Annotated in this window: 16 protein-coding genes and 1 pseudogene; 8 read left to right on the forward strand and 9 right to left on the reverse strand. The window is 61.7% G+C overall.

The annotated features are described in order from the left end of the window. Window positions 1–12 precede the first annotated feature (12 nt). The 4 genes and pseudogenes from FHX03_RS18410 to FHX03_RS18425 form a co-directional block, all read right to left on the reverse strand. Window positions 13–942: a rhodanese-related sulfurtransferase gene (locus FHX03_RS18410; protein ID WP_183854902.1), complete on the reverse strand. Its 930-nt coding sequence runs from the start codon at window positions 940–942 to the stop codon at window positions 13–15. Window positions 943–1,117: 175 nt separating this feature from the next. After that, window positions 1,118–1,593, reverse strand: a pseudogene (locus tag FHX03_RS18415) (VOC family protein). Between the two features lie 122 nt (window positions 1,594–1,715). Next, window positions 1,716–2,624, reverse strand: a complete 909-nt coding sequence (locus FHX03_RS18420) for a CHAD domain-containing protein (protein ID WP_183854904.1) — start codon at window positions 2,622–2,624, stop codon at window positions 1,716–1,718. Beyond that, on the reverse strand, window positions 2,602–3,090 hold the full coding sequence (locus FHX03_RS18425; protein WP_097628692.1) for a CYTH domain-containing protein: 489 nt from the start codon (window positions 3,088–3,090) through the stop codon (window positions 2,602–2,604). Before FHX03_RS18425 ends, FHX03_RS18420 begins: the two co-directional genes overlap by 23 nt. Before the next feature lie 152 nt (window positions 3,091–3,242). Here FHX03_RS18425 and FHX03_RS18430 point away from each other — a divergent pair, with 152 nt between their 5' ends. The 4 genes from FHX03_RS18430 (at window position 3,243) to FHX03_RS18445 (ending at window position 5,669) form a co-directional block, all read left to right on the forward strand. After that, entirely contained in the window at window positions 3,243–3,881 is a 639-nt protein-coding gene (locus tag FHX03_RS18430; protein WP_097628693.1) for a 2-dehydro-3-deoxy-phosphogluconate aldolase, read from the forward strand. A gap of 106 nt (window positions 3,882–3,987) precedes the next feature. Continuing rightward, entirely contained in the window at window positions 3,988–4,707 is a 720-nt protein-coding gene (locus tag FHX03_RS18435; protein ID WP_097628694.1) for a tellurite resistance TerB family protein, read from the forward strand. Window positions 4,708–4,770: 63 nt separating this feature from the next. Then, window positions 4,771–5,466 carry a GNAT family N-acetyltransferase gene (locus tag FHX03_RS18440; RefSeq protein WP_097628695.1) on the forward strand — a complete coding sequence of 232 codons (696 nt, stop codon included), beginning with the start codon at window positions 4,771–4,773 and terminating at the stop codon, window positions 5,464–5,466. After that, on the forward strand, window positions 5,463–5,669 hold the full coding sequence (locus FHX03_RS18445) for a hypothetical protein (RefSeq protein WP_183854906.1): 207 nt from the start codon (window positions 5,463–5,465) through the stop codon (window positions 5,667–5,669). Before FHX03_RS18440 ends, FHX03_RS18445 begins: the two co-directional genes overlap by 4 nt. A gap of 1 nt (window position 5,670) precedes the next feature. Here FHX03_RS18445 and FHX03_RS18450 read toward each other — a convergent pair whose 3' ends face one another. The 3 genes from FHX03_RS18450 to FHX03_RS18460 form a co-directional block, all read right to left on the reverse strand. Beyond that, window positions 5,671–6,747, reverse strand: a complete 1,077-nt coding sequence (locus FHX03_RS18450) for a nickel/cobalt transporter (protein WP_183854908.1) — start codon at window positions 6,745–6,747, stop codon at window positions 5,671–5,673. Then, window positions 6,741–7,382 (reverse strand): DUF1007 family protein, encoded by a 642-nt coding sequence (locus FHX03_RS18455; RefSeq protein WP_131711054.1) that lies wholly within the window; start codon window positions 7,380–7,382, stop codon window positions 6,741–6,743. The genes FHX03_RS18450 and FHX03_RS18455 overlap by 7 nt, the downstream gene beginning before the upstream one ends. A gap of 132 nt (window positions 7,383–7,514) precedes the next feature. Then, window positions 7,515–8,408, reverse strand: coding sequence for a LysR family transcriptional regulator (locus FHX03_RS18460; RefSeq protein WP_097628793.1), 894 nt, complete (start codon window positions 8,406–8,408; stop codon window positions 7,515–7,517). A 529-nt stretch (window positions 8,409–8,937) separates the two neighbouring features. Here FHX03_RS18460 and odc2 point away from each other — a divergent pair. The 4 genes from odc2 (at window position 8,938) to FHX03_RS18480 (ending at window position 13,353) form a co-directional block, all read left to right on the forward strand. Next, on the forward strand, window positions 8,938–10,071 hold the full coding sequence (gene odc2 / locus FHX03_RS18465; RefSeq protein WP_038691369.1) for an ornithine/lysine decarboxylase: 1,134 nt from the start codon (window positions 8,938–8,940) through the stop codon (window positions 10,069–10,071). Window positions 10,072–10,165: 94 nt separating this feature from the next. Then, window positions 10,166–10,756 carry a GNAT family N-acetyltransferase gene (locus FHX03_RS18470; RefSeq protein WP_097628698.1) on the forward strand — a complete coding sequence of 197 codons (591 nt, stop codon included), beginning with the start codon at window positions 10,166–10,168 and terminating at the stop codon, window positions 10,754–10,756. A gap of 320 nt (window positions 10,757–11,076) precedes the next feature. Further along, on the forward strand, window positions 11,077–12,105 hold the full coding sequence (locus FHX03_RS18475; RefSeq protein WP_183855056.1) for a serine hydrolase domain-containing protein: 1,029 nt from the start codon (window positions 11,077–11,079) through the stop codon (window positions 12,103–12,105). A gap of 90 nt (window positions 12,106–12,195) precedes the next feature. Continuing rightward, the gene (locus FHX03_RS18480) at window positions 12,196–13,353 is read left to right on the forward strand and encodes a GGDEF domain-containing protein (RefSeq protein WP_183854909.1); all 1,158 of its coding nucleotides are present in this window, start codon (window positions 12,196–12,198) and stop codon (window positions 13,351–13,353) included. Between the two features lie 64 nt (window positions 13,354–13,417). Here FHX03_RS18480 and cysE read toward each other — a convergent pair whose 3' ends face one another. Both cysE and FHX03_RS18490 read right to left on the reverse strand, forming a co-directional pair. Beyond that, the gene (cysE, locus tag FHX03_RS18485) at window positions 13,418–14,236 is read right to left on the reverse strand and encodes a serine O-acetyltransferase (protein ID WP_183854911.1); all 819 of its coding nucleotides are present in this window, start codon (window positions 14,234–14,236) and stop codon (window positions 13,418–13,420) included. A gap of 86 nt (window positions 14,237–14,322) precedes the next feature. Then, the gene (locus FHX03_RS18490; protein WP_183855058.1) at window positions 14,323–14,769 is read right to left on the reverse strand and encodes a GNAT family N-acetyltransferase; all 447 of its coding nucleotides are present in this window, start codon (window positions 14,767–14,769) and stop codon (window positions 14,323–14,325) included. Window positions 14,770–14,828: the final 59 nt, after the last annotated feature.

The following is a 14,828-nucleotide window of genomic DNA, read 5'->3' on the forward strand; positions in this document are numbered from 1 at the left end:
AAGGATACTGACTCAGCTGCCGATATGCCGCTGGCCGCGTTTCCTGGCGAGGGCGATCTGGTGCTGCCGCTGACGGTAGCGCAGCCGATCCTCTTCGGTGCGGGTGTGGTAGCAATGGCTGCAGGAAACGCCTTCCTCGTAGAGCGCCGAGGTGATTTCTTCCGCGGTGATCGGGTTGCGGCAAGCATGGCATAGCCGGTGTTCGCCTTCCTTCAGCCCGTGCTCGACGGAGACGCGCTCGTCGAAAACGAAGCAGGCGCCGTCCCAGAGGCTTTCCTCCTGCGGCACTTCTTCGAGATATTTCAGGATGCCGCCCTTCAAATGATAAACTTCGTCGAAGCCCTCGGCCTTCATGAAGGCGGTGGCCTTCTCGCAGCGTATGCCGCCGGTGCAGTACATGGCGATCTTGGGCTTGTTGTGCAGGCCGGAATTGTTGCGCACCCAATCGGGAAATTGGCGGAAGGTTTTCGTCTTCGGGTCGAGCGCGCCGCGAAAGGTGCCGATTGCCGTCTCGTAATCGTTGCGGGTGTCGATGACGATCGTATCGGGATCGGAAATCAGTGCGTTCCAGTCCTGAGGCGCCACATAGGTGCCAACCACTTTGTTGGGGTCGATATCCTCGACGCCCATGGTAACGATCTCTTTCTTCAGCTTAACCTTCATGCGCAGGAAAGGCATTTTCGAGGCGCGGCTTTCCTTATGCTCCAGACCCAAGAATTCCGGCTGGGTCCGCAGAAAGGAGAGCACGGCGGCAACACCGGCAGCCGGGCCGGCGATCGTGCCGTTGATGCCCTCATGTGCCAGAAGCAGAGTTCCCTTGACGCCGCTCTCCTCGCAAAGCGCCTGCAGCGGGCCTTGCAGGCTCTCAAAGCGCGGCACGGATACGAAATGGTAGAGTGCGGCCACGAGGAACGGGCTGGTGTGTGTCAGGCTGTCGGTCATGGGGGCGGAAATACAGAAAATCGGCGGATCGCGCAATTGCCTTCACGGGTGGCCGCTTTGGCGGATGAGCGATTAATGCATGTCGCCGGGAAGTGTGCAGTGGTTCCCGAATAACGACATGCATCAAAACAAGAGCTAAAGCGCGTCGCATGAATCAAGTTTGATGCGACGCGCTTTAGGCTTTCGCCTGCCATTCGGAAAACGGCCGCACGCCAAAGCTTGGGTCCGGAGTGTCGTCGAGGATGCTGATGAACTCGATGGAGTGTCCGTCGGGATCCTTGAAATAGATAGACAACGCCGGCATCCAGCCGAGAACCACCGGCTCCGTCGCTGGCTCACCGGTGAAGCCAAGAGGCTCCACCCCCTTTTCCTTGAGGCGGGCGGGCGCCTGCAGCACCCCGTCGGCGGTCATGCGGAAGGCGATGTGCAGCCGCATGTTCAGCGGTCCGGTCCGGCTTCCCAAAGGCCGAGCATGCCGGTCTTCCGGTCGTCCACCCAGAGGAAAGCGACTTTGCGCTCCTCGAAGGAGGCCGGCGGTTCGAGCCCGACGATATCGCGGTAGAAGTCCGTGGAGGTTTGGAGATTGGCAACGGTCAGATGGGTCTCGTAGAGCCCGAGCAGCTTCGGCATCGCGGTATTTTCGGCGGTCATTTCTTCCTCGCGGGTCAGATCTAGGCTTTCTCGACCGCCGGAGGCTAGGACCTCAAGATTGGTTGAGGTCAAAGGTTCTTGTTGAAATATTTCAGAGGCGTTGGCGCCATAGGGATGCCGCCTTAGCTCCCGGCCGTCAGCCAGAGAAGCTCGATGCGCTGTGCTTCCTCGTCGGGATCATCGGCGAAGACGGTTTCGGCTTTGACAAGCGCTTGCCGCCGGTCTTCCTGCTGGCGGAAGATGATGGCGTCGAGCAGATGGGCTAGGTCGTCATTACGGGTGAAGAGCTGCGGCTCGGCCTCGACCAGTTCGGAGAGCACGGCAAGATCATGGATATGGCCGAGATCCTCGACGAGTCCCTTGGCCGCGTCGCGCTTGGCCTTCATCGCCCCGGGCCAAACATCGCGCAACAGGCTATGATAGAGCCGATAGTCGTAGGTGCGTTTGCGCAGCTTGTGGAAGTCGTCGGCAGATGCCTCGCCATGGCAGGCAGCAAGCGCCGCATTCGCCTTTCGTGCGGTGCGGCGCCAGCTCTTCGCCAGCTTGCGGGCATTCTTGCGGTGGCGGCCATTGAACGAGACGCCATCCAGGGCGGCGGACGCCTCCTTCAGAACGTCGGTGGTTTCCGCCAAGCGCTGTTTAAGGCCGCTTTCGGCCTGCGCCATCCAGTCACGGCGGCCTTCAAGCACGGTGATGATGCGGCCGAGTGCCTCGCTCTCTTCTTTCTCGCGGGCAGTCCGCTGCAGATATTGCGCCGTGCCGATGAGGGCGTTGGCATCGCGGATCGCCGAAAGCGAACGGGCGGCATCGCGCAGCCTGGCATTTTCGCGATCCTGGAAATCCGGCGCCTCGCGGGCCACGAGCCGGTAGAGCGAGCGCAATCGTTTCAGGTTCTTACGGAAGGAATGGATCGCCTCATGGGCGCCGTCCGGCTGTTCTTCGATCAGTGCGATCGCATCGTCCAGCTGCTCTTTCGCGGCGCTGCGGAATTCACTGGTGAAATCAGCCTTAGGCCGAATGCGGTAGGCCATGCCTGTCGTGCCCATATTCTGTGGCAAGGGCCTGGTTGGAATAGCGGAAATCGCCGGTTACTTCGCGGCCGAGCCAAGCGGGCAGCGCTGGATCGTCTGTCTCTGCGGTCATCTCGACCTCGGCAATCACAAGGCCGCGATGTTCGCCGGCAAAGACGTCGACCTCCCAGACGAAACCCTCATAGGGAACACGGTAGCGCGTCTTCTCGATGACGATGCCGATCGCGTTCTGCAACAGTTCCTCGGCATCGGCGATCGGGATGTCGTATTCGAATTCGTCACGAGTGATGGCGCTGCGGCCGATCTTGATCGTCAGTCTCGCCTTCCTGCTATCGAGGATACGCACCCGGACGGAACGATCGTCCATGGAGGCGATATAGCCCTGCTTCAGTGCAGACTTCGTCTCGACGGCGGAACGCCATCCATCGCTGCGTACGAGGAACTTCCGCTCGATCTCTTTCGCCATACCAGTGAACCTTTTGTGACGATGCCGCACGGTAGCCCACTTTCCCGGGATTTCATACCCACCCTGTCTTAGGAATTGGTTTTATCTCGACAAGGTTCCATTAGGACGTTATTCGGGGTCGAATTCAATCGTTTCAAGGAAGTCGCACGGCTATGGGCGAGAAAACAGAAAAGCTCCTTTCCATCCTGAAACTCCAGCCTGTCGTTCCGGTCCTGATCGTCGACGATGCCAAGTCGGCCGTAATGCTGGCCCGCGCGCTTGTCGCGGGCGGTCTGAAGGCGATCGAGATCACCATGCGCACGCCGGCGGCACTCGATGCCGTGCGCGCCGTCGCCGCCGAGGTCGAGGGCGCCGAAGTTGGTGCCGGCACGATCCTGAACGCCGCCCATTGGGAAGCCGCCGTCGAGGCCGGCTCGAAATTCATCGTCAGCCCGGGCACGACGCAGGAACTGCTCGATGCCGCAGCCGATTCCGATGTGCCGCTGCTTCCCGGTGCTGCGACCGCCAGCGAGGTCATGGCTTTGCGCGAAGAAGGCTATCAGGTGCTGAAGTTCTTCCCGGCAGAGCAGGCTGGCGGCGCCGCTCTGCTCAAGGCGCTCTCCTCGCCGCTGGCCGGCACGCTGTTTTGCCCGACCGGCGGCATTTCGCTGAAGAACGCCAATGACTATCTGTCGCTGCCGAACGTCATCTGCGTCGGCGGCTCCTGGGTGGCGCCGAAGGAACTGGTCGCGGCCGGCGACTGGGCGGGGATCACCAGGCTCGCAGCAGAGGCTGCGGCGCTGAAGGCCTGAGTTTGGGGCAGGGGATGAGCCTCACGGCACAATTCCCCCTCCTCTGTTTGTATTCCAACCGTCGCAAACCTATGTAGTCCTCCAGCTAACAGGGAGACGACGAGGAATGTTCGACGCGAAGAAGCTTCTCGACCAGTTCTTGGGTTCGCAGGTGCCGGGCCTTGGTGGCTCGGTCCGCGACAGGGCGGGCGAGGCCATGCAGACGGCAAAGAACAATCCGATGAAGACCGGTGCGATCGCAGCCGCGCTTCTCGGCACCAAGACCGGCCGGAGTATTGCTGGCAACGCCCTGGCGATCGGCGGTCTTGCCGCTATCGCCGGCCTCGGCTACCAGGCCTACAAAAATTACCAGGCAGGGCAGGCGCCAGCAGCCCCTTCGGATGCACCCTCGGCCAACAATCCGGTTCTCCTGCCACCGCCTGTCGAATCCGGCTTCGGGCCGGCCTCGCCGGCCGGCAGCAATGAGTTTGTGCTGGTGCTGATCCGCGCGATGATCGCTGCCGCCAAGGCCGACGGTCATATCGACGATGCCGAACGGGCCCTTATCATGGACAAGGTCAAGGCCGCCGATGTCAGCGGCGAGGCTGCGGCCTTCATTGAACGCGAACTCGCTTCGCCGACCGATCTCGATGCACTGGTCGCCGCCGCGACGACGGAAGAACAGCGCGTCGAACTCTATACCGCCTCGCGGCTCACCATCGAGCCGGATTCGCGGGCCGAGCGTGGTTATCTCGATCTGCTTGCCGGCAGGCTCGGCCTTGCCGACCAGCTGGTCGATCATATCGAGGCGACGGTGTCCTCCGCAAAAGTTACCTTGTCACAGTAACATCTAGGCCGGTTGCCTTTGTCGGGCGGCTGGCCTATCCACTCCTGGACAAGGGGAGTGAACATGCGCGATCTTGCAAATTTCAAGGGCTGCCCGGCGCCGAAGCCGGTGACGCTGAAAGGCCGTTTCGTCACCGTCGAACCTTATCGGCGCGCCGAGCATCTCGAGGCGCTGTGGGACGGGCTTGGCGGCATGGGCATCAACCCGCTGCTTCTCTATTTCGCGCAGGACGATTTCTCCGGGATCGAGGATTTCGCCAACTGGCTGGAAACCGTCTACACCAAGTCCGGCTGGCTCACCCATATCTTCCGTGACAACGCCACCGGCAAAATTGTGGGCATGGCGAACTACATGCGCGCCGACCCGGCAAACGGCGTCGTCGAGATCGGCGGGGTGGCGCATGGTGCGGAGATGAAGCGTTCGCCGCTTTCGACCGAGGCGCATTACCTGATGGCCAAGCACGTTTTCGAGGAGCTCGGCTACCGCCGCTACGAATGGAAATGCGACAATAAGAACGAGGCGAGCAAGACGACGGCGGCGCGCTACGGCTTCAGCTTCGAAGGGGTCTTCCGCCAGCACATGATCGCCAAGCACCGCAACCGCGACACCGCCTGGTTCTCGATGATCGATGCCGAATGGCCGCTGCTCAACGATGCCTTCGAGGCCTGGCTTTCGCCGGAGAATTTCGATGCCGCCGGCAATCAGATCCGCCGTCTGCAGGATATTCGCGCCGATCTGGAAAAGGAAAGGCTCGCGTGAGCTCCGAGAGCCGCTCGCAGGCAATCGCCGCCGCCATCATCCTGCTCGGCGCCGGCCTCGTCCTCTATTTCCTGCCGACCATCGTTTTATGGATCGGCAATTTCTCGCCGGTGCTGGGGATCGCCGTCGGCGTCTGCCTGATCATGGCGTTTTTCGCGGTTTTCTGGCTGCGGGCGCGCTATCAGCGCAGCAAGGGGAAGTAGACTATCCCTGCAGCGACGCTCCGAGGAGCAGGGTCCCCATCACGATAACCAGCACGGCGCCGAGGATTTCGATGGCGTTGCCGATCCAGACAGAGGCGGTTGAGCCGCGTCCGGATAGGCGGACGGCGGCACTCTTGGCGGTGACGGCAAGGGTGGCCAGCAGGGAAACGGTGATCGCGGTGCCGAGCGACATGGCGGCAACCGACAGCACGCCCCCGAGATAGAGCCCGTTCAGCAGCGAAAAGGTCATGACCAGCAATGCGCCGGAGCAGGGGCGAAGGCCGACGGCGACGATCGCCGACCATGCCTCGCGGGCACTGAACCTGTCGCCGGCAAGCAGGGCGGGATCCGGCACATGAGCATTGCCGCAGGTCTCGCAGGCCATGCCGGGAACAAAGGTATGGCTGGCTTCGACAGCCTGCGCCTTGCCGTTGAACGCATAGGTCTGGCGTTCGGCGGCATTGTCCTTCCAGTCGAGCATCATGCTGACCGGACCGGCTGACGCCGCCATCAGCCGGCGGTGCGGCATGTTGCCGAGCATCGAGCGCAGTTTGCGGAACAGCAGCCAGCCGCCGAACAGGATGACCATGACGAAGCTTGCGATCTCCATCGCATGGGTCGCCGCCGTCAGCGTGATGCCGGTGCCGCGCAGCACCAGCCAGGCGCCGCCGACCAGCGCCACCGCCACCACGCCTTGAATAAAGGCCGAGATGAAGGAAATCACCACGCCGCGCTTCAGCTCGATCTCGTTGGCGATCATGTAGGAGGAAATGACCGCCTTGCCGTGACCGGGGCCAGCGGCATGGAAGACGCCATAGGCGAAGGAGAGGCCGATCAGCGAGGCCAGTTGCCACGGATCCTCACGCATCGCCTTCAAGGCATCGGTCAGCGCCCGGTAGAAGGCCTGCTGCTCGTAATTCACATAGAGCAAAAGCGGTGCGAGCGGCCCGCCGGTGGGCTGGAAGCTCGGTTCCGCCGTGCCGATGCCGAGCGGCGATTGCGCATGGGCGAGGCTTGCCGCCGCCAGTAGCGCCAAGACCGAGGCGGCAAGGATGAACGGCAGGCGTTTCGTCAGCATGTGACCTCCAGCCGGGTGGCGAAGAGTTTGGACATGTTGGTGCCGGTGGGATCATTGAAGAAGGCGTCGGTCAGCGACTGTTTGTTCTGCGAGATCACCTGGTCGGCATCCGGCCGCACCACCTGATGCTTGCAGGCCTTGAAGCCGTCGCCGACGATTGCCAGTTCGTTGTCGGTGGGAAAGTCGATCGAGGTATACAGCGTCGGGTCGTAGACGCCGAAGCTGAGCCTGCCTTTCAGCGGCATCTTCTCCACCGGCTTGACCGCGAAGAACATCAGCAGCTGGCCATCCTTGTAGTCGACGTGGATGATGTCTGGCTTCTGAACGGTGACGTTCTTCCCGTCGATGGTCAGGTTCATGTAGTAATCATATTCGGCAAGCGACTGCTTTACCGTTTTTCCGACCTCGGCGAGCTCGTTCGGCTCCAGCTTCAGATCGGTGTTCTTGTCGAAATCCATGACGACCGAGGAGGAGAAAACCTCGTCGAAACGCCAGACATTGCGCAGTTCCTCGACGCTGCCATCCTTGCCGGCCACGACCTCGAGGCGCGCCTCCACGAAGATGTGCGGATGGGCAAGGGCGGCGGCCGGCGCCAGCGAAACAAGCGCAGCCATCAATATCGTCGAATATCTCATTTGTTCCGCTGCCCTGTTCGGTGACTCTGACTTCTTGCCAGAAATTGGGACGGAATTGGGACCGGATTCCGCATTGGATTCAGAGAGCCGCGGGTTGGCGCGGGGCGCGATGTCGCAGCCGCAAGAGCGGCGCTAGGGATGTTTCTTGAACCAGTTGTTGAGATAATCGACGAAGATCCTCACCTTGGCCGGTAGGTAGCGGCGGTGCGGATAGACGGCATAGATGCCGCGGTCGGTCGGGAGATAATCATTGAACAGCGTCACCAGCTCGCCGCTCTCGATCGGCTTGCGGGCGATGAAATCTGGGATGAGGGCGATGCCGATGCCGGCGAGGGCTGCGCGCAAAGTCGCATGCGGACTGTTCACCTCCATCGGGCCGGAGACGGCGACGGTGAATGAGGTGTTGTCGGGATTGTGGAAGCGGATGCTCGCCTGGGTGCGCGAATTGGTATCGACGATGAAAGGGACGTTGGAAATGTCACTCGGATGGGCAAGATCGGGATGGCGTTCGAGGAAATCCGGGGTGGCGCAGAGGTGGACGCGAAAATCGGAGATTTTGCGGGCGATCATGCCGGAATCTTCGAGCTTGCTGATGCGAATCGCCACGTCGAAGCCTTCCTCGATCAGGTCGACAAACCGGTCGTCGGCGGCGATCTCCAGCGAAAGATCCGGGTTCTCCCTGGAGAAATCGATCAGCGACTGGCCGACATCGGCATCGACGAAAGTGCGGGGCACGGATATGCGCAGCCGTCCCTTCAGCTGCGCATTGTTTTCACGCACGAGGTCGGCAAGGTTATCGATCTCCTTGAGGATATCGGAGGCGCTACGGTAATAGGTGTGGCCGGCCTCGGTCATGGAGAACTGCCGGGTGGTGCGGTTGAGCAGCAGGGCGCCGAGTTCATCTTCCAGCTCGCGCACATATTTGGAGAGCAGCGCCTTGGAGCGGCCGGTGCGCCTGGCGGCGGCGGAAAAGCCTTCGGCCTCGACGACATCGATGAAGGCGCGTATGCGGGTCAAGGTATCCATGGCCATCCCTTAAACTGTTTCGGAATGTTGAACAAATCGGCTCCTCCTGTTCAATTATTTTTTTGACCCCAAGATCAAAAAAAACGCTTGATTATGAAGGCGAATATTCTTATTTCCACCTCAGCCCAAAGTCGCACGTGCCCATGGGTGTCCGCCGAACCCTCGAATTGGTGAGGAAATCGGTAAGGTACCTGGAATTAACCCCTCCAGTCGCTATTCCGGCCAACCGGAAAATGCGAGGACGCCTGAAGCAACGACGGTGCGGGCCTTTTTGTTCTCTCCCTGCTTTCCATCAGCGGGGGTTACTGAAGAGGCACACCATCATTGCCGGAAGTGCGGTTGGGATTCTCCCTCCAATCCATGGCAGACAAAGCCGAACTTACACCGCATCGCGGCGTTGGTTCACTATCTGCGCATCGAGCGCTTGCTATGGTTCCGGGGTCTCCACCGGCTGGTTCCAATGCGAGTTCTCGTATGCCCTTTGTCCTCCGGCTGATGCCGGAGCTCTGGAATTGGAAGAGGGAACGATATGACCACTCAGCGCATCCGCGACTTTCTCGCAACCCGACGTCCCGACGGTCCCTGCCTCGTGGTTGACCTCGATGTCGTTCGCGACAATTTCCATGCCTTCCGTCACGCCATGCCGGACAGCGCCATCTACTATGCCGTCAAGGCCAACCCCGCCCCTGAGGTGCTGAAGCTGCTCGCAGGGCTCGGCTCCAATTTCGATTGCGCATCCGTTGCCGAAATCGAAATGGCGCTGGAAGCCGGTGCGACCGCCGCACGCATCTCCTTTGGCAACACGATCAAGAAGGAACGCGACGTCGCCCGCGCGCACGCGCTCGGCGTCAGCCTCTTTGCCGTCGACAGCCACGAGGAAGTCGAGAAGATCTCGCGCGCCGCACCCGGCGCCCGCGTCTTCTGCCGCGTGCTCACCGATGGCGAAGGCGCCGAATGGCCGCTGTCGCGCAAGTTCGGCTGCGTTCCGCAGATGGCCGTCGACGTTCTCGTCTACGCCCATCAGCTCGGCCTTCAGTCCTATGGCGTCTCGTTCCATGTCGGTTCGCAGATGACCAAGGTCGATGCGTGGGATTCGGCGCTCGCCGATGCCAAGCGCGTCTTCGTATCGCTTGCCAAGCAGGGCATCCACCTGCAGATGGTCAACATGGGCGGCGGCTTCCCGACCAAGTATCTGCGCGACGTTCCGTCCGCAGAAGCTTACGGCAAGTCGATCTACCAGGCGCTGCGCACGCATTTCGGCAACCAGATCCCGCAGACGATCATCGAGCCGGGCCGCGGCATGGTCGGCAATGCCGGCGTGATCAAGGCGGAAGTCGTGCTGATTTCGAAGAAGTCGGACAATGACGATGCCCGCTGGGTCTTTCTCGACATCGGCAAGTTCGGCGGTCTCGCCGAGACGATGGACGAAGCCATCCGCTATCCGATCCGCACGGAGCACGACGGCGACGAGATGGAGCCCTGCGTCATCGCCGGCCCGACCTGCGATTCGGCCGATGTGCTTTACGAGAAGAACCTCTATCCGCTGCCGATCTCCCTTTCGATCGGCGACGAGGTCCTGATCGAAGGCACCGGCGCCTATACGACGACCTATTCGGCGGTCGCTTTCAACGGTTTCGAGCCGCTGAAGGCTTACGTCATCTAAGGTCGTTTCCGCCGGCCCCGTAACCAGCCGGGGCGGCAATTTCACAATTTTCGTTCATCGCCGCTGATAACGGTATTGGGTACGGGAGGCCAAGATGGCCGCTGTTCTTGATTCTGTCCGCGCATTCTTTGCGCCTACCACTTTCGCCATCGACGCCGAAAATCCGTCTGATGTCGTTGCCCGTGAAAACCTACTCGACCGGGTCATGGGGCCTGACCGCCGCAAGAAGTCGTCGGAGAAGATCCGCCGCAACCGTGTTCCGGCCGAGGGGCTGGCGCTCGTCGCGCGCGATCGCGACGGTCATGTCATCGGCTCGGTACGGCTCTGGAACATCGAGGCCGGCGTCAATGACGAGGGCACACCGATTGATGCGCTGCTGCTCGGTCCGCTCGCCGTCGCGCCGCATCTTGGCGGCAAGGGCATCGGCTCGGCGCTGATGCGCGCGGCGATCCTCGAAGCCAAGAAACGCGGGCATGGCGCCGTCCTGCTCGTCGGCGACGCCGCCTATTACGAGCGTTTCGGCTTTTTTGCCGAGAAGGCCCGCCATCTTGTCATGCCAGGCCCGTTCGAACGCTCGCGCTTTCTGGCGCTCGAGCTCACGGAAGGCTGGCTTGACGGCGCGGCCGGCATGATCGTCCCCTCGGGACGCATGCTGGCCGGCGCGCCGCTTCGCCGCGCCGCCTAGCAATCGGCCGGCCGGGGTTGAACGTCCTTACCCCGGCCGGCAATATCCGCGCCGCTTGACCATGGAGGCAGGCGGGCCTGCCGTGGTTGCGGCGCGGATTGTTTTTTCGGGTGGCGGGTGGATTCACCGGGATGCCTCACGCACTTAAAGCGCGTCGCGTCAAACTTGATTCATGCGACGCGCTTTAGCTCTTTGTTTCTACGCATATCGTTGCCGGAAAACGGCTGCACACTTTTGCGCGACATGCTTTAGCAACACAATCGCGTGAAATGTACTGCCGGCCCGCGACCATGCCAGGCTGATATCCTATCTTGCGCTGCATGATCCGCGTTCTCTCTCTTCTGGTTCTCTTCAGTTTGCCGCTTGCCGCGGCGATGCCGGCCGCTGCCCAGAGCACGGCCCGCACCTTCACGGGGCTTAATCCCCTTCTCGATCGGGCGGCTGGTGACCCGGCGATGCGGCCTCTCAAGACGGTGATCGTCGCACGCGGCGGACGGTTGCTCGCCGAACGCGGCTTCCACGGCCATTCGCCGTCGGAATCCACCAATATCAAATCCGCTTCGAAGTCGGTCATTTCGGCGCTGGTCGGTATTGCCATCGGCAAGGGCCTGCTGGCAGGCCCCGATCAGAAGATCGCGCCGATCCTGAAGGCCGATCTCCCCGCGGCGCCGGATCCGCGCATCAACGATATCACCATCGGTCATCTTCTCTCCATGCAGGCCGGGCTCGATCGCATGTCGGGCCCGAATTACGGCCGCTGGGTCTACTCGCGCAACTGGGTGCGTTTTGCGCTCTCCCAGCCTTTCGTCGATCAGCCCGGCGGGGACATGCTCTATTCCACCGCATCCACGCATCTGCTGTCGGCCATTCTCACCAGGGTTAGCCGGCGGTCGACGCTGGCGCTCGCGCGTGAATGGTTCGGCCCGGTCGACGGTTTCCGCATCGGCGCATGGGAGCGCGATCCGCAGGGCATCTATCTCGGCGGCAATCAGATGGCGATGAGCGCCCGGTCCCTGCTTGCCTTCGGCGAACTCTACCGCAATGGAGGGCGCACTCGGGAAGGGGAGCAGGTCGTGCCTGCCGACTGGATTTCCCAGTCGTGGCAGCACCACACAAACTCGCATTTTTCCGGCGACGAATATGGCTATGGCTGGTTCACTCGGCAGATCGGCGGTGAACAGGTGCATTTCGCCTGGGGTTATGGCGGGCAGATGCTCTACATCGTCCCGTCGCTGGATCTGACGGTCGTCATGACGTCGGAGGAAAGCGGCCCCTCGGCGCGAAACGGATACCGGGATCTGTTGCACACCCTGTTGGCAGATATCATCGGCACGGTGCGGGCCGCCTGAAAAAACGGTGATCGTTAAATTTCTAGCGAAGCCCCCAATCAAACCGCAAAACGCTTGCTGTATGGTCCGCGAGAATTTCGGGAAAGCGTCATGCTGCTGGATCTCAGGACGATCTATTTCATTGTTGCCGTGAGCTGCTTCGTGCTGGGCATCCTCCAGCTCGCAGCCTATGCGACCGGCCGCTTCGAGAGATGGCCGCTCTGGTGGGGCTTGAGCAACCTGCTTGTCGGCGTCGGTTCCTTCCTCGTCGCGCTGCGCAACCTCGTTCCCTATTCGGTTTCGGTCGACGGCGGCAATATCGTGACCATTGCCGGCTACATGCTGATGTTCTTCGCGGTGCGGGTCTTTGCCGGCCGGGCCCTTGACCAGCGCTATTTCTGGCTGGTCATCCTTCTCGTCAGCGTGCCTGTCGCACTTATTGTCAGCGATCCCTCGGCGGTGTCGGCGAGGCTCCTCTATGTCTCCGTCATCTGCTGCCTCTGCGATCTTGCCGTCGCAAGGGAGGCAATCGGTATTGCCCGGCGTGAGAAGCTTTATTCGGCCGGCCTGCTCGTCGGCCTCTATGTCTGCACTGCGATGATCTTTGCGGCGCGCAGCGTTCTTGCGGCGACCGGCGAGATCGGCGGGCCGGATCCTTTCGGCGGCAGTATGGCCCATAGCTGGATGGCGGTATCGGCGGTCGCATTCATCATGCTGCGCAGCATGGCTATGGTGCTGATGGCCGCCGAGCGCAGTCGAAATCAGCTGACCGAACTCGCCCACCACGATCCGCTGACCGGCGCGCTCAATCGCGGCGGCCTTGCCCAGCGCCTGCCGGCCCTCGGTTCTCAGCCGGTATCGCTGCTGATCATCGATATCGATCACTTCAAGCAGTTGAACGACCGGCATGGCCACGCCGCCGGCGACGATATCCTGCGGCTTTTCGCCAGCGTCTCGCGAGGCATCATGTCCTCCCACGATCTGCTCGCCCGTCAAGGCGGGGACGAGTTCCTGGCGGTGCTGAAAAACATTTCCCGGGAAGAGGCGGTGGCAATTGCCGAGCGCATCCGTCTTGCCTTTGCCGCGGCCGTTATGCAGCGGCGGGATCTGGCCGTCTTTCCGACGCTGAGCATCGGCGTCGCCACGCGTGGGGAAAGCGGTGGAGATTTTGAACAGCTGGTAAAGAAGGCGGATGAGGCGCTCTATCGGTCGAAGCGCGAAGGCCGCAACCGGGTCGAAGCCTTCGGAGAAAATCAGCAGGCCGCGTAACGGACGGGGTTTGTTTTACGCAATTCCGGACGCAAAACCGCTTCACGCTTTTGCTGGAATGGCTCTAAATATTCTGGTCCATCGTCTCGGCGGGGATTTCGTCGGCGCGGTGGACACGCACCAGCGTTGCCGGCACGCCGGCGACCGTGCAATGTTCGGGAACCGGCTTCAACACGACGCTGCCGGCGGCTATCTTGCTGAAGGCGCCGATTTCGATATTGCCAAGGATTTTGGCGCCGGCGCCGATCATCACGCCATGGCGGATCTTCGGATGGCGGTCGCCGGTTTCCTTGCTAGTGCCGCCGAGCGTGACATTCTGCAGGATCGAGACTTCATCCTCGATCACCGCCGTTTCACCGATGACGATGCCCGAGCCGTGGTCGAGCATGATGGAAGCGCCGATCCGTGCGGCCGGATGGATATCCGGGCCGAAGACCAGCGAGGCGAGATTGGCGAGCCAGGTGGCGATCTCCGAGCGGCCGGCATTCCAGAGCGCGTGGGCGATGCGGTGCGTCTGCAGTGCATGAAACCCCTTGAGGTTCAGGAGCGCGTGAAGAAATGTCGTGCAGGCCGGGTCGCGTTGGCGCACGGCGACGAGATCGGCCTCGATCGCCCGCATGATATCGTCGTTGAGTGTGGACAGGATCAGATCGAACAGATCGCCCGTTTCCACCTGCGTCGCAACAAGCCGTGCGGCGAGCACGCGGGCGATGATCTCATTGCTGCCGGAGGTGGCCGTTATCTGCGCGGCGAGCAGCCGTTGCAGGATCGGTTCGCGCGCGGCAAGCTCGATTGCCTCGGCGCGGATCACCGCCCAGACGAATGCATTGTCCAAGGACTGCGGCTGTTGCGCGGCCAGACCAAGGCCGGTCGATTTCGGCATTCCTGTTTCCTCTGTCGGCGACTGCGCAGCCAATGCCTGCGCGGATTCATGTTTTGCCCGGGCAAGGCTTTTGACAAGCCCTGATTCTAGCCGCCAGATGGTCGCAGGCCAGGCGTCAACTCCGGAAGCCGACGCCAATGATAGCGCACATCAGCTTCTTTTTCCTCATTGTCGGCGCCGTCGGTCTCTTCCTCGATGGAAAAACCGTGCCGCTCGTAGAAAGCCCGGGCGCCGATATTGCGTTGGAACGTCCAGAGCCTGATTTCATCCATCTCCTCCTTGGCGCAGCCAAGAAGCAGGGAGCCGATGCCCATGCCCTGGAAGTCAGGCAGAACGTAAAGCTGCTCTATCCAGTCGTCGCCATAGGCGATGACGCCGACCAGCCGGTTTCCCATGGCGGCGCCGAGGATCGTGCAATTCGGCAGCAGATGCATACGCCAGTAATGCTCTTCTTCACCAGGTGTATGCAGATCCGGCAGCCAGGGCAGCCGCTGCCACAGCGCCACGCGCCTGATCGTTGCGGCCGCCTGCATGTGGTCGGCGCCGAGCGCCACGATTTCCGCTTCCGTCACGATGTCGTCCTGGCCAGCAA

This window comes from Rhizobium sp. BK456, assembly GCF_014194045.1.
GTDB lineage: Bacteria > Pseudomonadota > Alphaproteobacteria > Rhizobiales > Rhizobiaceae > Rhizobium > Rhizobium redzepovicii.